General features: G+C 73.3%; 20 protein-coding genes. 8 read left to right on the forward strand and 12 right to left on the reverse strand.

Translation table 11 applies throughout. The annotated features are described in order from the left end of the window. Positions 1-66 precede the first annotated feature (66 nt). The 3 genes from ACWEEU_RS25845 to ACWEEU_RS25855 form a co-directional block, all read right to left on the reverse strand. On the reverse strand, positions 67-2,442 hold the full coding sequence (locus ACWEEU_RS25845) for a phosphoketolase family protein (RefSeq protein WP_451735256.1): 2,376 nt from the start codon (positions 2,440-2,442) through the stop codon (positions 67-69). A gap of 62 nt (positions 2,443-2,504) precedes the next feature. Next, entirely contained in the window at positions 2,505-3,362 is an 858-nt protein-coding gene (locus ACWEEU_RS25850) for a universal stress protein (protein ID WP_451735258.1), read from the reverse strand. An 80-nt stretch (positions 3,363-3,442) separates the two neighbouring features. Continuing rightward, entirely contained in the window at positions 3,443-4,360 is a 918-nt protein-coding gene (locus ACWEEU_RS25855; RefSeq protein ID WP_451735260.1) for a universal stress protein, read from the reverse strand. A 181-nt stretch (positions 4,361-4,541) separates the two neighbouring features. Here ACWEEU_RS25855 and ACWEEU_RS25860 point away from each other — a divergent pair, with 181 nt between their 5' ends. Continuing rightward, complete coding sequence (locus ACWEEU_RS25860) at positions 4,542-5,210, forward strand: CBS domain-containing protein (protein ID WP_451735262.1); 669 nt, start codon at positions 4,542-4,544, stop codon at positions 5,208-5,210. Between the two features lie 119 nt (positions 5,211-5,329). Continuing rightward, the gene (locus ACWEEU_RS25865) at positions 5,330-6,031 is read left to right on the forward strand and encodes a response regulator (protein WP_385744112.1); all 702 of its coding nucleotides are present in this window, start codon (positions 5,330-5,332) and stop codon (positions 6,029-6,031) included. A 43-nt stretch (positions 6,032-6,074) separates the two neighbouring features. Here ACWEEU_RS25865 and ACWEEU_RS25870 read toward each other — a convergent pair whose 3' ends face one another. The 6 genes from ACWEEU_RS25870 to ACWEEU_RS25895 form a co-directional block, all read right to left on the reverse strand. Further along, on the reverse strand, positions 6,075-6,692 hold the full coding sequence (locus ACWEEU_RS25870; RefSeq protein WP_451735298.1) for a CBS domain-containing protein: 618 nt from the start codon (positions 6,690-6,692) through the stop codon (positions 6,075-6,077). Positions 6,693-6,769: 77 nt separating this feature from the next. Further along, entirely contained in the window at positions 6,770-7,225 is a 456-nt protein-coding gene (locus ACWEEU_RS25875) for a cyclic nucleotide-binding domain-containing protein (protein WP_451735264.1), read from the reverse strand. Positions 7,226-7,387: 162 nt separating this feature from the next. Then, positions 7,388-7,915: an NUDIX hydrolase family protein gene (locus ACWEEU_RS25880; RefSeq protein WP_385744137.1), complete on the reverse strand. Its 528-nt coding sequence runs from the start codon at positions 7,913-7,915 to the stop codon at positions 7,388-7,390. A 16-nt stretch (positions 7,916-7,931) separates the two neighbouring features. Beyond that, positions 7,932-9,101 (reverse strand): amidohydrolase family protein, encoded by a 1,170-nt coding sequence (locus ACWEEU_RS25885; RefSeq protein ID WP_451735266.1) that lies wholly within the window; start codon positions 9,099-9,101, stop codon positions 7,932-7,934. 2 nt (positions 9,102-9,103) lie between these two features. After that, positions 9,104-10,507, reverse strand: coding sequence for a glutamine synthetase (locus tag ACWEEU_RS25890; protein WP_451735268.1), 1,404 nt, complete (start codon positions 10,505-10,507; stop codon positions 9,104-9,106). Between the two features lie 38 nt (positions 10,508-10,545). Further along, complete coding sequence (locus ACWEEU_RS25895) at positions 10,546-11,355, reverse strand: SAM-dependent methyltransferase (RefSeq protein ID WP_451735270.1); 810 nt, start codon at positions 11,353-11,355, stop codon at positions 10,546-10,548. Between the two features lie 163 nt (positions 11,356-11,518). Here ACWEEU_RS25895 and ACWEEU_RS25900 point away from each other — a divergent pair, with 163 nt between their 5' ends. Further along, positions 11,519-12,397: a Cof-type HAD-IIB family hydrolase gene (locus ACWEEU_RS25900; RefSeq protein WP_451735272.1), complete on the forward strand. Its 879-nt coding sequence runs from the start codon at positions 11,519-11,521 to the stop codon at positions 12,395-12,397. Between the two features lie 29 nt (positions 12,398-12,426). Here the strand turns inward: ACWEEU_RS25900 and ACWEEU_RS25905 are convergent, their stop codons facing one another. Continuing rightward, entirely contained in the window at positions 12,427-13,278 is an 852-nt protein-coding gene (locus ACWEEU_RS25905; RefSeq protein WP_451735274.1) for an alpha/beta hydrolase, read from the reverse strand. A 202-nt stretch (positions 13,279-13,480) separates the two neighbouring features. Here ACWEEU_RS25905 and ACWEEU_RS25910 point away from each other — a divergent pair, with 202 nt between their 5' ends. The 3 genes from ACWEEU_RS25910 (at position 13,481) to ACWEEU_RS25920 (ending at position 16,413) form a co-directional block, all read left to right on the forward strand. After that, the gene (locus tag ACWEEU_RS25910; protein ID WP_451735276.1) at positions 13,481-14,668 is read left to right on the forward strand and encodes a thiolase family protein; all 1,188 of its coding nucleotides are present in this window, start codon (positions 13,481-13,483) and stop codon (positions 14,666-14,668) included. A gap of 155 nt (positions 14,669-14,823) precedes the next feature. Further along, positions 14,824-15,417, forward strand: a complete 594-nt coding sequence (locus ACWEEU_RS25915) for a DUF4291 domain-containing protein (protein WP_451735278.1) — start codon at positions 14,824-14,826, stop codon at positions 15,415-15,417. A gap of 105 nt (positions 15,418-15,522) precedes the next feature. Beyond that, positions 15,523-16,413 carry a sulfite exporter TauE/SafE family protein gene (locus ACWEEU_RS25920; protein WP_451735280.1) on the forward strand — a complete coding sequence of 297 codons (891 nt, stop codon included), beginning with the start codon at positions 15,523-15,525 and terminating at the stop codon, positions 16,411-16,413. 94 nt (positions 16,414-16,507) lie between these two features. Here ACWEEU_RS25920 and ACWEEU_RS25925 read toward each other — a convergent pair whose 3' ends face one another. Further along, positions 16,508-16,795 (reverse strand): hypothetical protein, encoded by a 288-nt coding sequence (locus tag ACWEEU_RS25925; protein WP_451735282.1) that lies wholly within the window; start codon positions 16,793-16,795, stop codon positions 16,508-16,510. Between the two features lie 95 nt (positions 16,796-16,890). Continuing rightward, positions 16,891-17,679 carry a TIGR01458 family HAD-type hydrolase gene (locus ACWEEU_RS25930; protein ID WP_451735284.1) on the reverse strand — a complete coding sequence of 263 codons (789 nt, stop codon included), beginning with the start codon at positions 17,677-17,679 and terminating at the stop codon, positions 16,891-16,893. A gap of 47 nt (positions 17,680-17,726) precedes the next feature. Between ACWEEU_RS25930 and ACWEEU_RS25935 the strand changes: the two genes are divergently transcribed. Further along, positions 17,727-18,482: a cobalt-precorrin-6A reductase gene (locus ACWEEU_RS25935; protein WP_451735286.1), complete on the forward strand. Its 756-nt coding sequence runs from the start codon at positions 17,727-17,729 to the stop codon at positions 18,480-18,482. After that, complete coding sequence (locus tag ACWEEU_RS25940) at positions 18,479-18,859, forward strand: hypothetical protein (protein ID WP_385744087.1); 381 nt, start codon at positions 18,479-18,481, stop codon at positions 18,857-18,859. Before ACWEEU_RS25935 ends, ACWEEU_RS25940 begins: the two co-directional genes overlap by 4 nt. Positions 18,860-18,878 lie beyond the last annotated feature (19 nt).

The following is an 18,878-nucleotide window of genomic DNA, read 5'->3' on the forward strand; positions in this document are numbered from 1 at the left end:
GACTGAACGGTTCCCCCGAAGGGGGGCCGGGTGAGCCCGGCCCCCCCTTTTTCCTTCACGCGCTGCTCAGCTCTCCCAGCTCCACTCCGCGACCTCCGGCAGATCCGTCCCGTGGACGCGGATCCAGTCGTGGTGCCGGGCGCGGGCGTCCGCCATCTTCTGGCGTACGTCGGCCGCGCGCACCGTGAGCCCCGGCACCCGGTCGATGACGTCCATGACGAGCCGGTAGCGGTCCAGGTCGTTGCGGACGACCATGTCGAACGGCGTGGTCGTGGTCCCGGACTCCTTGTAGCCGCGCACATGCAGGTTGGCGTGCCCGGCCCGGCGGTAGGCGAGCCGGTGCACCAGCCAGGGGTAGCCGTGGTAGGCGAAGATCACCGGCTTGTCGGTGGTGAAGAGCCCGTCGTAGGCGAAGTCGCTCATCCCGTGCGGGTGTTCCTCGTGCGGCAGCAGCCGGGTCATGTCGACCACGTTCACCACGCGCACCGCCAGTTCCGGCAGATGGCGGCGCAGCAACTGGGCGGCGGCCAGCACCTCCTGGGTCGGGACATCGCCCGCGCAGGCGAGGACGACATCGGGTTCACCGCCGTTCCCGGTCCCGGCCCACTCCCAGATCCCGGCACCGCGCGCACAGTGCACCCGGGCCTCCTCCAGCGAGAGCCAGTCGAAACAGGGCTGCTTTCCCGCGACGACCACGTTCACGTAGTCCCGGCTGCGCAGCACGTGATCGGCCACGCACAGCAGGGTGTTGGCGTCCGGCGGCAGATACACGCGGACGACCTCGGGGCTCTTGTTGAGCACATGGTCCACGAACCCGGGGTCCTGATGGGAGAAGCCGTTGTGGTCCTGGCGCCACACATGCGAGGTCAGCAGATAGTTGAGGGAGGGGATCGGTGCCCGCCAGGGCAACTCCCGCGAGATCCTGAGCCACTTGACGTGCTGGTTGACCATCGAGTCCACGATGTGCACGAACGCCTCGTAGCAGGAGAACAGTCCGTGCCGCCCGGTGAGCAGATACCCCTCCAGCCAGCCCTGGCAGAGGTGCTCGGACAGCACCTCCAGGACCCGGCCGTGCCGGTCCAGGTGCTCGTCCACGGGCAGGACTTCGGCCTGCCACGCCTTGCCGCTCGCGTCGAACACCGCCTGGAGCCGGTTGGAGGCGGTCTCGTCGGGACCGACGAGCCGGAAGTCCCGCCGGGTACGCGTGTCCTCCATGACCTGCTCCAGCAAGTCGCCCAGCACACGCGTGGGTTCGTGCAGCGTGGCGCCCGGCTTGTCCACCGGCACACCGAACGACTCAAGGAGGGGGAGCGGCAGTTCACGGGCGAGCAGACCGCCGTTGGCGTGCGGGTTCGCGCCGAGCCGGCGGGTGCCCTCCGGGACGCAGGCGAGCACCTCGGCGACCGGCCGCCCCTCCGCGTCGAACAGTTCCTCGGGCCGGTAGGAACGCAACCAGTGCTCCAACTGCGCCCGGTGTTCCGGGTTCTCGCGCACCCCGGCCAGTGGCACCTGATGCGCGCGCCAGGTGCCCTCCACGGGCAGTCCGTCCACCTCGGCCGGTCCCGTCCAGCCCTTCGGCGTGCGCAGCACGATCATCGGCCAGTGCGCCCGCTCGGTGACGCCGTCCTCACGCGCGCTGTCCTGCATCAGCTTGATCCGGTCCAGCGCCTCGTCGAAGGCCGCCGCCGTCGCGCGGTGCACTTCGACCGGGTCGTCGCCCGACACGTACAGCGGTTCATGGCCGTATCCCCGCAGCAGCGCGTCGAGTTCGGCCTGCGGGAGCCGGGAGAGGACCGTCGGGTTGGCGATCTTGTAGCCGTTGAGATGGAGGATCGGCAGCACCGCGCCGTCGTGCACCGGGTCGAGGAACTTGTTGGAGTGCCAGGACGTGGCGAGCGGGCCGGTCTCCGCCTCGCCGTCCCCGATCACGCAGGCGACCAGCAGGTCCGGGTTGTCGAAGGCGGCGCCGTAGGCGTGCGCGAGCGAGTACCCCAGCTCGCCGCCCTCGTGGATCGAGCCCGGCGTCTCCGGTGCCACATGGCTGGGCACCCCGCCGGGGAAGGAGAACTGCTGGAACAGCCGCTCCATGCCCTCCCCGTCGCGGCTCACGTCCGGGTAGATCTCCGCGTAACTCCCCTCCAGCCAGGAGTTGGCGAGGACGGCAGGACCGCCGTGGCCCGGCCCCCACACGCACAGCGCGTCGAGCCCGCGCTCGCGGATCACCCGGTTCAGATGCGTGTACACGAGGTTCAGTCCGGGCGTGGTGCCCCAGTGCCCGAGCAGCCGGGGCTTGATGTGCTCCGGGCGCAGCGGCTCGGTCAGCAGGGGGTTCGCCATGAGGTAGATCTGGCCCGCCGAGAGATAGTTGGCGGCGCGCCAGTGCGCCAGGAGCGCGGTCAACTCATCGTCGGTGAGCACGCTTTGGGCGGTGGTGTCGGTCATGGAAGCCTCGCGGGGTCGATCGACGGGGTCGTGGGTCTCGGGTCGGCGCGGCTCCGCGCCGGTCAGTCCGGTTCCGGTACGACGGCCACGGCGCAGTCCGCCCGGTGCAGCACCCCGTGCGCGACCCGGCCGAGCTGGAGGCCGAAGCGGCCGTGCCGGCGCCGGGCGCCCACCACGAGCAGGACCGCGCCCTGGGAGGCGTCGAGCAGCGCGTCACGGGTGGGGCCCTCCATGACGCGCCGTACCGGTTCGACACCGGAGGGCAGGTCCCGCAGGACCTCCTCCACCGTCTCCAGCGCCGCCCGCTCCGGGTCGCCGTCGTGCGGGACATGGCCGGGCAGCGGGCCCGAAGGGTGCCGCCAGGCGCGTACCGCCTCCAGGGGCAGCCCGCGCAGGACGGCTTCCCCGGCCGCGAACCGTACGGCCGCCGTGCCCGCAGGCTTCTCGCCGACGGCCAGCACGATCCGCCCGGTCCCGGCGCGCTCCGGATCGTCGTGGCCGCCGCGCAGCACGATCACCGGGCAGTGCGCGTGCCCGGCGACCGTCAGGCTGACCGACCCGAGCAGCGCCTCGGTGAGCCCGCTGCGGCCCCGGCAGCCCAGCACCACCGCACGGGCCAGACGGCTCTCGCGCACCAGGCCGTACTCCGGCTCGTCGGGCAGCACGTCGGTGGTGACCGGCACGTCCGGGTGACGGCGCCGCGCCCGTTCCTCGGCGGTGCCGACCACGTCCCGGGCCATCACCTCCTCCACGGGCCGGTTCAGCTCCTGCGCGATCAGCTCGCCCTCGTACCGCTCCCACAACGAGGCGTACACCAGGCGGAGCGGTGCCCCGCGCAGGGCGGCCTCGTCGGCTCCCCAGTCCACGGCGCGCAGGCTCTGTTCCGAGCCGTCCACGCCGACGACGATCGGCTGGTCCATGGTGTCCGCCCTCTCCCTTCGTAACCGGGGTCCTCGCCGCCCTCCGGTCGTCCGGCCGGGCGTCCCTCGTCACCATCCGGTCAGGTGTGCGGCACGACGGCAACCGGAGCGGCGACGTGGTGCAGCACCGCGTGCGCCACATGTCCGAGGTGCGCGCCGAGCCGCCCGGCGCGCAGCCGCTTGCCGACCACCGCCAGACCGGCTTCCCGCGCCGCCTCGACCAGTACCCGCGCCGCGCTGCCCGGCCGGCTCTCCGCCACCACCTCGACGCCGGGGAACGACTGCCGCCAGGGCTGGAGCACCTTGGCCAGACCCTCCGCCTCCAGCTCCCCGGCCGAGCCCGGGCCGTCGCCGGGGCCCGCCGGGCCGTAGGCGCAGGCGGACAGCTCGCAGGCGTACGCGGGCGGCGGTCGCCAGACGTGCACCACGCGCAGGGGGACGCCGCGGCGGGCGGCCGCGCCGAAGGCGAACCGCAGCAGCGTCTCGTCCGGCTCGGCGGTGTCCAGGCCGAGCACGACGGGTGCGGCGGGCGCGTCCCCGGCCGCCGGGCCGGACCCGTGTCCGTCCGTGGTCGGCTCGTCCGCCCGGACCACCACGACCGGCCGCTCGGCGCGGGCTGTCACGGCCGCCCCGACCGACCCGGCGACGAAGCCGCCGATCCCGCCGAGCCCGCGCGAGCCGAGCACCAGCGGCTCGGCCGAGGCGGCGGCCTCGCCCAGGATGCCCACCGGGTCGCCGGTGTACTGCTCGACGACCACCTCGATGCCCGGATGGCGCAGGCGCAGGCGTTCCGCGCTCTCGCGGGGTATCCGCTCGGTCCAGTGCTGCCGGGTCTCGGCGCCCGGCAGCGGTGCCTGGGCCATCGGTTCGGGCACCGACTCCCAGACGCGCACGACCCGCAGCGGCAGGGCGCGCAGCCTGGCCTCGCGGGCCGCCCAGTCGGCGGCCGCCCGGCTCTCGGGCGAGCCGTCGAAGCCCACGGTGACGGTTCGGGACATGGTCTCCACCTCCGCCCCCAGCCTCCCGGCGCGCCGCCCGCCGGATCAGGGGCCGCAGGTCCCTGCCCGGGGCCGACCGGCCCTAGGAGGCGTCTCCGGCCGGGCGCACCCTGGAGACACGGCACGCGTCGGCACAGGAAGGCGACGCACACGACCGCCCCCGTGGACCTACGGAGTCACCATGTACGCAACCCCACGCAGCGTCGGCGACGTCATGACCCGCACGGTGGCGGCAGTCGGCCCGGAGACGTCCTTCAAGGAGATCGCGCGGCTGCTGCGGGACCGCCAGGTCGGCAGTCTCCCCGTGCTCGTCGGCGGCAAGGTCGCCGGCGTCGTCTCCGAGTCCGACCTGCTGCCCAAGGAGGAACTGCGCGACGCGCCCGGCGAGGCGTACACCGGGCGCCGCAGCCCCGCGGACCTCGCGAAGGCCGAGGGGGCCACGGCGGCCGGGCTGATGTCCGCGCCCGCCGTCACCGTCCCCTCCGGCGCCACCCTCGCGGAGGCGGCGCGGCGCATGGCCCGCGCCGGGGTGCGGATGCTTCCGGTCGTGGACGAGCAGGGTGCCCTGGAGGGCGTCGTCAGCCGCGCCGACCTGCTGAAGGTCTTCCTGCGCGACGACCACGACATCGAGCGCGAGGTCCGCCGCGACATCGTCTCCTGGATCTTCCCGCCGCCCGACTCGATGATCCACGTGGAGGTACGGGACGGGGTGGTCACCCTCACGGGCTCGGTGCGCGACACGGCCCTGGTGCCGGTCGCCGCCCGGCTGGTCCGCGCCGTCGAGGGCGTGGTGGACGTGGAGTTCGACCTCGCCCCGGCGCCCGGCCGCACCGAGGGCGCGCGGAGCTGATTCCCCAGGTGAGGGGTGAGGCGGGACCGTTCGGCCCTAGTCTGTAGGGGACCGGCGGGTCATGATCCGGCTGGTGGGCCCGGTCCTGTCCGTCCGGCCCCGGGAAACGAGAGGTCGTCATGCCCGAGACACGCGTCTTCACCGAGCAGCACCCGATCCGGGTGTTCCTGCTGGACGACCACGAGGTCGTCCGCCGGGGCGTGGCCGATCTGCTCGACTCCGAACCCGACATCTCCGTCGTCGGCGAGGCCGACTCCGCGCAGCAGGCCCTCGCCCGCGGCCCCGCCCTGCGCCCGGACGTCGCCGTGCTCGACGTACGGCTCCCGGACGGCGACGGAATCACCGTCTGCCGCGAACTGCGCGACCGTATGCCCGAGTTGGCGTGCCTGATGCTGACCTCGTTCGACGACGAGGACGCCCTCCTCGACGCGATCATGGCGGGCGCCGCGGGGTACGTCCTGAAGCAGATCAAGGGCTCCGACCTGATCTCGGCGGTCCGCACCGTCGCCTCGGGACAGTCCATGCTGGACCCCGCCACCACCGCCCGGCTGATGCGCTCGCTGCGCGCCGACCCCGCCGAGGCCGCGCCCGCGCTGCCGCCCGAACTGGAGGCGCTCTCGCCCCGGGAGCGGGAAATCCTCGCGCTGATCGGGGACGGCCTGACCAACCGGGAGATCGGGCAGCGGCTGTATCTGTCGGAGAAGACGGTCAAGAACCACATCTCCCGGCTGCTGGCCAAGCTCGGCGTGCAGCGCCGGGTCCAGGCGGCGGTGATCGCCTCGCAGCTCGACCAGGGGGCGGAGGAGCGTCCGGCGCACTGAACCCCCGCTGTGCGCCCACCCGGGGCGTGGCACAGCGCGCGGCTCAGCCCCCTTCGGCCGTGAGCCGGCAGTCCACGTCCACCACGCCCTCCACGCCCCGCGTCATCCGGGCCGCCAGCTCGACCCGCTCCGCGTCCCGCACACACCCGGTGAGCGTCGCGACGCCCTCGGCGACCACCACGTGCACCGGCTCCACCGGCGCCGGGAAGAGCACGTCGACCACGGACCGCCGTATCTCGTCGGCCAGTTCGGCGTCCGAGCGCAGGAACACCTTCAGCAGGTCGCCCCGGGTGACGACGCCCACGAGCGCGCCCTGGGCGTCGATGACGGGGAGCCGTTTGACGCCCTTGACGGCCATGATCCGGGCCGCCTCGGGAAGCGTCGCGTCCGCGTGCACGGTGACGGCGGGCGCGGACATCAGCTCCCCGGCGGTCACCGCCCCGGCCTTCGCCAGGTCGCCCATCCGGCGCAGTTGGGTCAGCCGGTCCGGCTCGCTGTCGCGGAACTCCTCCTTGGGCAGCAGATCGGCCTCCGAGACGACGCCGATCACCCGGCCGTCGCCCTCCAGCACCGGCAGCGCGCTCACCCGCCACTGCTCCATCCGCTCGACCAGGTCCCGGAACAGCGTGCCGCTGCCCACCGCGACCACGGCCCGCGTCATCACGTCGCCCACCCGGTACGGCCCGTCCCCCGGTACCGGCTCCGCCGAGCGCGGTCCGGGCGCCGCCGCCGCCGAGGTCACAGCAGGTCCCCGCTGCCGTACGGGGCGTACAGGTCGAGCAGCCTGACCCGGGACGCGTGCAGCCGGTGGGCCACCACACGGCCGACCCAGGTGGCCACGGCGCGGCCGAACTCGGGGTCCGCCGCGCACAGCGTCCGCACCGGCGCCGCGTCGAACTCCCAGGCGCGCACGGGGCTCATCGCCTCGCCGCCCAGGTGCCAGACGCCCGGCGCGAAGTGCCAGGACCAGCCGACCAGTTCACCGTGGCCGAGCGACTCGACGATGGCGGGACGGCGGCCGGGCACCCGCAGATCCAGGGTGATGGTGCCGGTGCGCACGATCCAGAAGCGGTCGGCGCGCCCGCCCTCCTCGAAGAGCCGGGCGCCGGCCGGGAAGGAGACCTCGCGGGCGCAGCGCATCAGCCGCTCGCGGTACACGGGTTCGAGCGCCGTGGTCATGGTGGTCGTGGTCATCGCACCGGCTCCCTTCGGGACTGCTCTCCCTCCAGGTTCGCGCGGGCACCACGACCCCGCCACGGGCCACTCGGACCCGGACGGGGCCGTTCGGTCCCGTCCGAATCCACCGGCGCGAGCCGTACACGTCACCGGACCCGGAGGCACCGGGTCCGGGCGCGCTCAGAACACCAGGCCCAGATGCGCCAGCGCCTGCTTCAGCAGCACCCCGTGCCCGCCCGGCATCTCGCTCTGCAGGGCGGCCGACGCGGCCTCCTGCGGCGAGAACCACACCAGGTCCAGCGCGTCCTGCCGGGGCCGGCAGTCGCCCGCGACCGGCACGATGTAGGCGAGGGACACCGCGTGCTGACGCGGGTCGTGGTACGGCGTGACCCCGGCCGTCGGGAAGTACTCCGCGACCGTGAACGGCTGCATGGAGGCGGGCACCCGGGGGAGCGCGACCGGGCCGAGGTCCTTCTCCAGATGGCGCAGCAGCGCGTCGCGCACCCGCTCGTGGTGCAGCACCCGTCCGGAGACCAGGGTCCGGCTGACCGTGCCGTCCGGCCCGATCCGCAACAGCAGCCCGATACTGGTGACTTCGCCGCTGTCGTCCACGCGCACCGGCACGGCCTCGACATACAGGATCGGCATCCGGGCCCTGGCCATTTCCAGTTCGTCCGTGGTCAGCCAGCCGGGCGTGGTCTCGGTCATGTCAGACATTGCTTGATCATACTTTCCGGGTGGGGCGCCCGCCGGGATCGCGGGCGGGATCGGGCAGTTCGTACAGACGGCGGGCGTTGTCGCGGCCCGTCCAGGAGGCGATGCGCAGCGCGTCCGGCAGGCTCAACTCGTCAGCGTCGACGCGGGATTGGAGCAGCTCGGCCAGTCCGCGCCGGAAACACAGCGCGCCCAGGTGATGGAATTCGGCCACTTTGCAGGCGTCGGAGCTGTACAGCATTTTGCGGAACGGGGTGATCTCCAGCGCCTCCTCCAGGATCACGCGCGAGCGGGCCGGTCCCGCGTAGTGCAGCGCGAGACCGACATCCAGGTACACCTGCTCGAACACCGTTGCCAGATAAGCGGCTTGGCGGTGATACGGCCAGCAGTGCAGCAGCACCACGGGAATCGTGCCCGCCGTCAGCCGCAACCAGTCGGTGAGCAGCGCGGGGTCCGCGCGGTGCAGGGTCACATCGGCGTCGCCGAACCCGGTGTGCAGTTGGAGCGGCAGCCCGAGATCCACGGCGGTCCACAGCAACTGCCGGACCAGCACAGGGTCGTTCAGCCGCCCGCCGCGCGCTTGCCAGTCCCGGGCGGCACGTGTCACCTCGGCGTCGGCGGGCCGGTGCGGGTCCAGGGCGAAGCCCGTGCGGTAGGCCGCCACCGACTTCACCGCCACCACACCGGGCCGCCGTACCGCCTCCCCGGCCGCCGCCCGGAACGCCTCCGCGTACCCCTCCGGCTCCACACCCCGCGCGGCCACCTCCTCCGCGACCCGTTCGAGCCGTACGACCTCGTAGGACAAGGCACCTGCCGCTGCCGCCAGTTCGGCGGGAGAGGTGCCGGGGTCCGGCCCGAACCCGGTGTCCACGCAGAACGCCTCGGCTCCGGCGGCGGTCAGGAAGCGGCGGTTGACCTCGGCCGCGCCCAACTCCGCACGCCGGGCCACGTACTCCTCGGGGGAAGCGTGCCGGGGCAGGTCGAGGAGGGGCGCGCAGTGACGGCGTACCGCGATGCCGACGGGGCTGTCGAACGGCGAGATCCCGGGCCACGCCTCGCCCTCGGTGACGAGCGACTCGAACTCGGCCCGGCTGAGGTCGGCGGTGGAGGCGGCGTGGCAGTGGTGGTCCACCAACGGCAGCTCTGAGAGCGCCTGTTGAAGGGACCCGGGTGCGGTCATCGTCAGTACCTCCAGCGGCACGCGGCGGCCACCCCGGCGTCGTCCAGGCCCTCCATGGCCGCCGCCTCCCCGAGCCGCACGGCCGTCACCGCGTCCGCGAGGACCGGGCCGAGGGCCGAGCGCAGCACCTGGTCCGCGCGGAACTCCCCGACGGCCTCCGTCAGCGACTCCGGGAGCCGCCGTACCCCGAGCGCGGCCGCCTCCTCGGCGTCGTACCGGGCCGGGTCGCCGGTGATCTCCTGCGGGAGCGGCAGCGCGGCGGCGAGTCCGTCGATTCCGGCGGCGATGACACAGCCGAGGGCGAGATAGGGATTGGCGGCCAGGTCGACGGGCTTGATCTCCAGGTTGGCGCTCTCGTCGGTGTGACCCGCCGTGCCGGTGACGATCCGCAGCGCCGCCTCACGGGTCTCACGGCCCCAGGCGGTGAACACCCCGGCCCACTGAGACGGCCTCAGACGGAGGTAGCCGGACGGGCTGGGCGCGGTCACCGCCGTCAGGGCGGGCAGACGGGCCAGCACCCCGGCCACGAACGACTCCGCCCCGGCCGTCATGCCGTACCGGCCCTCGCCCCCCGCGTGCAGGTTCACCCCGTCGCGGTGGCAGGACAGATGGAGGTGGCCGCCGTTGCCGACGCCGCCGGCGACCATGGCCGGGGCGAAGGACACGCGTAGACCGTGCCGCCGGGCGACCGCCCGGATCGTCTGCCGCACCAGGACGCTCCGGTCGGCCGCCCCCACCGGGTCCAGCGCCCCCACCGACAGTTCGAACTGCCCGGGCGCGTACTCGGGATGGAGCTGCTCCACGTCCACGCCCTGCGCCGCGAGCGCCGCCAGCAGCTCGGCGCCCATGTCGCTCAGCTCGACCTGCCGGATCGCGCCGTACGCCGGTCCGGACACCGCCGGTACGAACTCCCCGGCGGGCGCCGAGTCCAGTCCCACCGTCCACTCGATCTCCACCGCCGCCCGGAAGGTCAGGCCGTACCGCTCGGCGGCCTCCGCGACGATCCGGCGCAGGAAGGTCCGCGAGCAGCCGGGATGCGGCGCGCCCTCCTGGGCGATCCGGTCCACCGGCGCCCACGCCCAGCCGGGCTGCCCGGCCAGGACGACCAGCGCGTCGAGGTCGGGGAAGAGCCGCAGGTCGCCGTCGGGGGAGCCCAGCACGTCGGTGGTGACGATCGAGTCGTCGGACAGGAACGTGTCGAAGACCGGCGACATGCCCACGCCCCGCGTCACCGCCGCCGCCAGCCGCGCGGGCGGGACCGTCTTGACCCGCCCGACGCCCGCCGTGTCCACGTACGCGAGCACGATCCCGTGGACGCCCCGCGCGGTCAGCTCGGCACTCAGGGCGGCGGCCCGCCGTGCCTCACCGGGGCGGCCGCCGGGCACGGGGTCGGCAAGGGTGGCCATGGGTACTCCTCGACGGTCGGGCTCCCGCGTGGTCACGCTCAGGGTTTCACGGCCACCGCGCCGTACTGCGGTACGACGGCGGTCGCGTCGGACCCCGCCCACCACTGCGAGCAGGGCACGAGTCCCGGCTCGACCGGCTCCAGACCGTCCAGGAACCCGGCGATGTCGGCCCGGCCGCGCGCGGTGATGGGCGGGGTGGCGTTGGCGTTCCAGAACTCCATCGCCGCCACGTTGCCCTCGCCGCCCACGTCACCGTCGTACGTCGGATGGGTCAGCACCAGGAAGCTGCCGGAGGGGACGGCGGCCATGATCCGGCGCACGACGTCACGGGCCGCGTCGTCGTCCAGGACGAAGTTCAGGATGCCCAGCATCATCACCGCGACCGGGCGCTGCAGGTCGAGCGTCTCCGCCGCCCGCGCCACGATGGTCTCCGGGTCGCGCACATCGGCGTCGATGTAGTCCGTCACGCCCTCGGGAGAGCTGGTGAGCAGCGAGCGGGCGTGCGCGAGGACGATCGGGTCGTTGTCGACATAGACGATCCGCGACTCGGGCGCGACCGACTGCGCGATCTCGTGGGTGTTGTCCACCGTCGGCAGCCCGGTGCCCACGTCCAGGAACTGGCGTATCCCGCGCTCGGCGGCGAGGTACCGCACCGCCCGGCGGAGGAAGTCCCGGTCCGCGCGGGCCACGTCGCGGATCACCGGGAACATCCCGGCGACGTGCTCGCCGACCGCCTGGTCCACCTCGTAGTGGTCCTTGCCGCCGATCCAGTAGTTCCACACTCGCGCGTTGTGCGCGACGGAGGTGTCCAGCCGCCCCGCCGTCGTCCCCGCGTCGTGTCCGCCCACCGCTTGCGCCCCTTTCCCCGAGCGGCCGGTGCCGCTTCGTGATCACGCTGCCTCGCGTCATTGTGCGCGGTCGCGGGGCGCGGTGTCCCGGGAATGGGGTTCCGACGCCTCCGGGGGCATGAAGGACACTGGGAGGGTTCGCGCCCCGACCCGGAAGAAGGACATGACCGCCACGCCCGCGTCCCTGACCACCGCCCCCGACCTGCCCACGGGCCCGGCCGACATACGTCTGATCGTCACCGACATGGACGGCACCCTGCTGGACGACGACAAGGCGATGCCCGCGGGCATGTGGGACCTCCTCGCCGAGCTCCGCGACCGGGGCGTGCTGTTCAGCCCCGCGAGCGGCCGCCAGTACGCCACGCTGGCCAAGGAGTTCGCGGAGGTCTCCGCGGGCATGGTGTTCATCGCGGAGAACGGCACCTATGTGGTCCGCGACGGCGTGGAGCTCAGCTCCGACCCGCTGGAGCGGGCCGTCGCGGGGGAGCTGGCCCGTACGGCACGGCGCCTTCTCGCGGAGGGCGTGGACACCGGTGCCGTCGTCTGCGGCAAGCGCGCCGCGTACGTCGAACGCACCGACGAGCCGTTCCTCGCCGAGGTCCGCAAGTACTACGTCGAACACCGCGTCGTTCCCGACCTGACCGCCGTCGAGGACGAGGTGATCAAGGTCGCGCTCTTCGACTTCGGCTCGGCCGAGTACGGTGTCGCCCCGGCGCTGGCCGGCTTCGCGGACACCCACCAGGTCGTCGTCTCCGGCGAGCACTGGGTCGACGTCATGAACCGCACCGCCAACAAGGGCGCCGCCCTGCGCGGACTCCAGCGCGAGCTGGGCATCACGCCCGCCCAGACCATGGTCTTCGGGGACTACCTCAACGACCTGGAGATGATGGACGCCGCCGAGTGGTCCTTCGCCATGGCCAACGCCCACCCGGAGGTCGCGCGGCGCGCCCGGCACACGGCGCCGTCCAACAACGACAACGGGGTGCTGCGGACGATCGCCCGGGTGCTCGGGGTTCCGCTGGGGGACGGGCACCCGTCCTGACGACGCGGTCGGGCCGCCCGAGGTGCCGGTCACCCCTGCCGAGGTGACCCGGCCTCCGGCCCGGCGGCGGGGAGCACCTCGTCGAGGAAGCGGAGCACGTCGGCGAAGACCTCCGCCCTGTTGGTCTCGTTGAACACCTCGTGCCGCGCGCCCGGATAGATCCGCTCGGTCAGCCGTCCCCCGCTCAGCCGCTCCACGCCGGGGCGGCTGCCGGGCAGCGGTACGAGCCGGTCGTCCTCGCCGTGCAGCCACAGCAGCGGCAGCGCGCCGATGTCGCCGCCCTTGGTCACGGTCTCCAGCATGTCGGCGATCGCCTGGAGCGTGGGCCGCTTCATCGGCCCGTGCCAGACCAGCGGGTCGGCCGTGTACGCGGTGCCGACGGCCGGCTCGCGGGACAGCGTCGAGGTGTCGATCGGCGTGTCCGGGATCTCGTCGTACGCGAGCAGCCGCAGGGGCAGCTCCCACCGGTTGATCACCGGTCCGGACAGCACCAGCGCCGCGAGTTCGCCGCCGTACCGCTGCGCGTACCGGGCGGCGATCATGCCGCCCATGGAGTGGCCGATCAGGACCAGCGGCAGCCCGGGATGTTCGGCGCGGGCGAGTCCGGCGACGCGGTGCACGTCTGTCACGACGTCCTCGAAGTCCTCGACCAGCACGCGCTCGCCGTCCGACTTGCCGTGTCCGACGTGGTCGGGGGCGTAGACGGCCGCGCCGTGGCCCACGAGGACGTCCGCGAGTTCGTCGTACCGGCCCGTGTGCTCGCCGTACCCGTGCGCGATCAGGACGAGCAGGCGCGGCTCCGGGTTCGCCCACACGCGCACGGCGACGGCGCCACGGGTGCCGCTGAGGGACCGCTCCCGGGCGCGGGGCGTGTGGGGCATGTCTCCTCCTGCGGCATCGGGGAAGGTCGGAGAGGATCCTTCCACGCTGCGGGTGCGCGGTCTATAGTCCAAAACTAGCAGTGTTAATTAAGGGTTCGTCGTCCCTCGGTCAGGTAGGTCCGGTCCGTGCGGGTCCGCGGCGTCCGGTGTCGGGTGCCGCCCTCGGGTCGCGTGGGCCAGTCGTAGATCAGGAGTCCCCGCCGTGCGTCCCGTCCACTTCGCGGCCGCCCGCCGCACCCCCATCGGCAAGCTGCGCGGCGCCCTCGCGGGCATCCGGCCCGACGACCTCGCGGCGAGCGTGATCCGCCGCCTGGTGGCCGACGCGCCCGCCCTCGACCCGGCCAGGATCGACGACGTGTACTGGGGCGCCGCCAACCAGTCCGGCGAGGACAACCGCAACGTCGCCCGCATGGCCGCCCTCCTCGCGGGCTTGCCCGACAGCGTGCCCGGCGCCACCGTCAACCGGCTCTGCGCCTCCGGCCTCGAAGCCGTCACCGCCGCCGCCCGCACCATCGCCTCCGGCGAAGCCGACATCGTGATCGCGGGCGGCTCCGAGTCGATGAGCCGCGCTCCCTTCGTCCTGCCTCGCCCCGACGAGGCACTCCCGCACCGCATCGAGACGTACGACACCCGGCTCGGCTGGCGTCTGGTCAACCCCGCCATGAAGGACCTCCACGGCGTGCTGTCCATGGGCGAGACCGCCGAGGAGGTCGCGCGGCGGTACGGCATCTCCCGTGAACGGCAGGACGAGTTCGCCCTGCGCAGCCATCAACTCGCGGCGGTGGCTCGGAAGAACGGCCACTTCGACGACGAACTCCTTTTCGTGGAGCGGCCGGACGGCGTCGTGGTCGAGCGCGACGAGTGCGTCCGCGAGGACACCTCGCTGGAGAAGCTGAGCCGTCTGAAGCCGGTCTTCCGCGCGGACGGCACGGTCACCGCGGGCAACGCCTCCCCGATGAACGACGGCGCGGCCGGACTCCTGCTGGTCAGCGAGGAGGCGCTGAACGAGCTGGGCCTTGAATCCCTCGGCCGCTACGTCGCCGGAGCATCCGCGGGCGTCCACCCCGACGTGATGGGCATCGGCCCGGTCCCGGCCACCCGCAAGGTGCTCGCCCGCGTCGGCTGGGACATCTCCGACCTGGACGAGGCCGAGTTCAACGAGGCGTTCGCGGCGCAGGCCCTCGCGTGCGTGGACCAGCTCGGCATCGACCCCGAACTGGTCAACCCCACCGGCGGCGCGATCGCCCTCGGCCATCCGCTCGGGTGCTCGGGCGCGCGCATCCTCACGACGCTGCTGCACCGGATGCGCCGGGAGGGCTCGGGGCGGGGGCTGGCGACGATGTGCGTGGGGGTGGGGCAGGGGAGCGCGGTGCTCGTGGAGCGGGGATAGGGCGGCGGGGCGGAGCTCGCCCGGCGGCGGGCGCGTCTCTGTCCTGGGGTCTGCCCGCAGGTGCGTCCGTGCCGGCCACGGGCTGCCGTGGCTCGGCAATCCGGAGCCCGGATAATCCGCTGGCGCGCGTCCAGCGATGTCCGCAGGCTGTCACCGTGGCAGAACCCCGGCACCAGATCCGCGCCCGCTACACCGGCTCCACCGTCGTCGTCTACCAGGCGTACAGTCCGCGGCTCGGCGTGCCCGCCGCCCAGAAGGGCCGCTTCCCGCCCGCCTGGCAGCGCGACCGCATGACGTGGATCAAGCCGTCCTTCCTCTGGATGATGTACCGCTGCGGATGGGGGACCAAGGAAGGACAGGAGACCGTTCTCGCGGTCGAGATCACCCGCGCGGGCTTCGAATGGGCGCTGGCGAGAGCATGTCTGTCCCACTACGAGCGCGGACTGCACTCCGACCGTCCGTCCTGGAAGCGGCAGTTGAAGCGGGCCCCGGCTCGCGTCCAATGGGATCCCGAGCGCGACGTGCGGCTGCGGCCCCTTCCCCACCGGGCGCTGCAACTCGGCCTCGTCGGCGAAGCCGCACACCGCTACGCGGACGAGTGGACGGTTTCCATCACCGACACAACGGCCCTCGCGCACGAGATCCACGGGCATGTCCGGGACGGCGACCTGGACACCGCCCGGCGGCTTCTTCCGCCCGAACGCCCTTACCCGGTGCCCGACGGACTCGTGGATCACCTGCGCCCGTGAGTCCCGGAGGCGTCCGTCGCGCGGGCGCCCACCCGCGCCCCGGGGAGTCCGCAGGCCGGGCGGCCCGCGAGGCGCCGGATGCGTGCGCATAGCATCGGTCTTCGCATGAACATGATGACGCTCTGGCACATATCCGGCTGGGAGTTCGCCGCCCTGGCCCTCGCCGCCCTTCTGGTCGGCTTCTCCAAGACCGCGGTGAGCGGGGCCAACACGGTCAGCCTCGCCGTCTTCGCCGCCGTACTCCCCGCCCGCGCTTCCACCGGCGTACTGCTGCCCCTGCTGATCGCGGGCGACGTCCTCGCCGTCCTCACCTACCGGCGGCACGCCCACTGGCCCACGCTGTGGCGGCTGTTCCCCGCGGTGGGGGTCGGAGTCGTGCTCGGCACGCTGTTCCTGGTGCGCGCCGGGGACGGCATCGTCCGGACCTCCATCGGCGCGATCCTGCTGCTGATGACGGGCATCACGCTGTGGCGGCGACGGGCGGCGGGGCGGCCGGAGCCGGGGCCGGAGTCGAAGCCGGAGCCGGAGGGCGCGGGGGACGGCGCGGCAGGGGCCGAAGGGCCGGCGGACGGCGGGTCGCCGGAGCACGGGTCGGCGGAGCGCGGGGCGGGGGCCGACGGATCGGCGGTCGCCACCCGGGCCGGACGGACGGCGGCCGGTGCCTACGGTGTGCTCGGCGGATTCACCACCATGGTCGCCAACGCGGGTGGCCCGGTGATGTCGATGTATCTCCTCTCGGCGGGCTTTCGCAAGCTCGGCTTCCTCGGGACCTCGGCGTTCTTCTTCCTGATCGTCAACGTGTCGAAGGTGCCGTTCAGCGCGGCGCTCGGATTGATCGACGGCCGCTCGCTACTGCTTGACGCCGCGCTCCTGGTGTTCGTCGTGCCCGGGGCGTTCATCGGCAAATGGGCTGTGAACCGAATCAACCAGCAACTCTTCGACCGACTGGTTGTCGCGGCGACCGTCGTGGGCGCGCTGGAACTCCTCCTGAGCTAGGGGGGGCGTCTCCCCGGTCTTCGGTCTTCGGTCTTCGCGGGCCCGCTGGAACAGCCCCGCCTCATCGAGACACGCGGAGCGCGCGCCCCAGACGTCACAACCCCCGGTGCGCGCCCCACAGTTCCGCCGCCCGGCCCGCTGCCCGCTCGATGAGCGCCGCCAACTCGGGCCGGTCCGGCACCGCGAAGGACACATACGCGCCACGCCCACCCTCGACAGGCCGCCCGTACGCCTTCGCCGCCAGGCTCCCGTCCGGCAGCAGCCGCACGTTCAACGTGGTCAGCCGGAACTCCTGCCCCCGCCTGCCGTCCGTCCAGCAGAGTTCCTCCGGCACCCGCACGTTGATCGCCAGGGCCGACACCTCGACAGGGTCACCAGTCATCCGGGCAGTGTCCCAGGGCCGAGGTGCGGGGCGCCAACCTCGTCGGTGGCTCCACGGATCACCGTGCCGGACAAGCCCCCGGAGACCGGCAGCGGTCAGGAGGTCGGCCCCAGCAGCGCGGGCAGGTCCGCGAACGAGTCCACCACGTGGTCGGGGGTGCCGCTCGCCCGGTCGAGGGTGTCCGGCTGGAACTTGCCGGTGCGCACCAGCACTCCGGTGATTCCGACCCGCTGCGCCCCCAGCACGTCCGACTCCACGTCGTCCCCGACCATCAGCGCCTCGGCCGCGTCCACGCCCAGCCGGTCGAGTGCCGCGCGGAAGAACGCCGCCGACGGCTTTCCGGTGACCTCGGCCTCGGTCCCGGCCGCCGCCTCGAGCCCGGCGATGTATGCCCCGGCGTCGAGCTGGAGCCCGGCGTCGGTCTGCCAGGTGAGGTTCCGGTGCAGGGCGACGAGACGCGCGCCACGGCGAAGATGGCTGAAAGCTCGGTTCACAGCCGAATAGTCGAATTCCGGACCCGCGCCTCCGACGAGCACGACATCGGGCGTCTCCTCGTCGTCCTGGTCGACCAGGGTGATCCCGGTCAGGTCCTCCTCGATGTCCCCGCTGTTCAGGAGCGCGCACCGCGCACCCGCGAGGTGGGCGGCGGTGGCGGCGGGCGCGGTCAGGATGTCGTCCGCGTCCACGGCGAACCCCGCCTCAAAGAGCGCGGCGGCCACCGACGCCCGCGTTCGCGAGGTGGTGTTGGTCACCAGGACGACCCCGAGCCCACCGTCCCTCAGCTCCCGCAGCGCCTCCACCGCACCGGGCAGCGCCCGCCAGGAGACGGTCAGCACCCCGTCGATGTCGACCAACACACCCCGCACGTCCGCAAGGGAAGCCATACCCGGACCATAACCGCCCCGGCCCGCCCCTCGCCTACGCTCACCCCATGCCCCCGCACCTCCTGATCCTCGGCGGCACGACGGAGGCCCGGGAACTGGCCGCCGCACTCGCCACCCACCCCGCCGTACGCGTCACCACCTCCCTCGCCGGCCGCGTCACCCGGCCGGGCCCCCTGACGGGTGACACCCGCACCGGCGGCTTCGGCGGCCCCGAGGGCCTCTCCGACTGGCTCCGCACGCACCGCGTGGACGCACTGATCGACGCCACCCACCCCTTCGCCCGGCGGATCACCACGAACGCCCTCCAGGCGGCACGGCAGGCGAACATCCCCGCGCTCGTCCTCCGCCGCCCCGGCTGGCACCCCACCCCCGACGACGACTGGCATCCGGTCCCCTCCCTGACAGCCGCCGCCACAGTCCTCCCCACCCTCGGCACCCGCGTCCTGCTCACCACCGGCCGCCTGGGCCTCTCGGCCTTCGCCGCACTGGAGAACCTCCACTTCCTCGTACGCTCCGTAGAGCCCCCCGCCCCACCCCTCCCCCCACACACCGAACTGCTCCTCGCCCGAGGCCCGTTCGCCCTCCCCGACGAACTGAACCTCCTCCGCGCCCACCGCACCGACGTCCTGGTCACCAAGAACAGCGGAGGCGACGCGACAGCCCCCAAACTGACCGCGGCCCGCCAACTCGGCCTGCCCGTGGTGGTCGTGGAGCGCCCTCCGCTGCCGGAGGACGCGGTGACGGTGCCGGACGCGGGGGGCGCGCTGGGCTGGCTCCGCGCACTCGGCATGGGGAGCCCGTGACCATCCGGGACGGCGGCTCGGCCGCTGCCGACTCCGCCGAGGTCCGGGAGTACTGCTCAGCCTCGGCTCAGGCTCTCGAGAACGCGGGCCTGTCTCCAGGAGAGCGGTGGGACGAGGCCGGTGGGACGGCCTTCTACTGGACGAAGGGGGACCAGGCGCTCGGTCGGGGGCCCTGGGCGCACGGGATCGTGGTGTTCTGGGGGACCAGAGGCGGGCACCGGGGCTGGGGCTGCGCTCCCCTCGACGCGGCGGGCGACCCTGCGCTCGATGCGTTGACCTGGCTGCCCCTTGCTCCCTCGATCGCCCCCGACCTGCTGGCCGGGCATCTTCGACGGCTGTTCGCCGAAGGCGTCGCGGCGCCTGAACGCGAGAGCTGACGAAGCCGCCCGTGGTGCC

The organism is Streptomyces sp. NPDC005004, from assembly GCF_053600675.1.

Excerpts from the sequence above, each read along its gene's own strand:
- ACWEEU_RS25845 (WP_451735256.1), bottom strand. The coding sequence starts at position 2,442 with ATGACCGACACCACCGCCCAAAGCGTGCTCACCGACGATGAGTTGACC.
- ACWEEU_RS25850 (WP_451735258.1), bottom strand. The coding sequence starts at position 3,362 with ATGGACCAGCCGATCGTCGTCGGCGTGGACGGCTCGGAACAGAGCCTG.
- ACWEEU_RS25855 (WP_451735260.1), bottom strand. The coding sequence starts at position 4,360 with ATGTCCCGAACCGTCACCGTGGGCTTCGACGGCTCGCCCGAGAGCCGG.
- ACWEEU_RS25860 (WP_451735262.1), top strand. The coding sequence starts at position 4,542 with ATGTACGCAACCCCACGCAGCGTCGGCGACGTCATGACCCGCACGGTG.
- ACWEEU_RS25865 (WP_385744112.1), top strand. The coding sequence starts at position 5,330 with ATGCCCGAGACACGCGTCTTCACCGAGCAGCACCCGATCCGGGTGTTC.
- ACWEEU_RS25870 (WP_451735298.1), bottom strand. The coding sequence starts at position 6,692 with ATGACGCGGGCCGTGGTCGCGGTGGGCAGCGGCACGCTGTTCCGGGAC.
- ACWEEU_RS25875 (WP_451735264.1), bottom strand. The coding sequence starts at position 7,225 with ATGACCACGACCACCATGACCACGGCGCTCGAACCCGTGTACCGCGAG.
- ACWEEU_RS25880 (WP_385744137.1), bottom strand. The coding sequence starts at position 7,915 with ATGACCGAGACCACGCCCGGCTGGCTGACCACGGACGAACTGGAAATG.
- ACWEEU_RS25885 (WP_451735266.1), bottom strand. The coding sequence starts at position 9,101 with ATGACCGCACCCGGGTCCCTTCAACAGGCGCTCTCAGAGCTGCCGTTG.
- ACWEEU_RS25890 (WP_451735268.1), bottom strand. The coding sequence starts at position 10,507 with ATGGCCACCCTTGCCGACCCCGTGCCCGGCGGCCGCCCCGGTGAGGCA.
- ACWEEU_RS25900 (WP_451735272.1), top strand. The coding sequence starts at position 11,519 with ATGACCGCCACGCCCGCGTCCCTGACCACCGCCCCCGACCTGCCCACG.
- ACWEEU_RS25905 (WP_451735274.1), bottom strand. The coding sequence starts at position 13,278 with ATGCCCCACACGCCCCGCGCCCGGGAGCGGTCCCTCAGCGGCACCCGT.
- ACWEEU_RS25920 (WP_451735280.1), top strand. The coding sequence starts at position 15,523 with ATGAACATGATGACGCTCTGGCACATATCCGGCTGGGAGTTCGCCGCC.
- ACWEEU_RS25925 (WP_451735282.1), bottom strand. The coding sequence starts at position 16,795 with ATGACTGGTGACCCTGTCGAGGTGTCGGCCCTGGCGATCAACGTGCGG.
- ACWEEU_RS25930 (WP_451735284.1), bottom strand. The coding sequence starts at position 17,679 with ATGGCTTCCCTTGCGGACGTGCGGGGTGTGTTGGTCGACATCGACGGG.
- ACWEEU_RS25935 (WP_451735286.1), top strand. The coding sequence starts at position 17,727 with ATGCCCCCGCACCTCCTGATCCTCGGCGGCACGACGGAGGCCCGGGAA.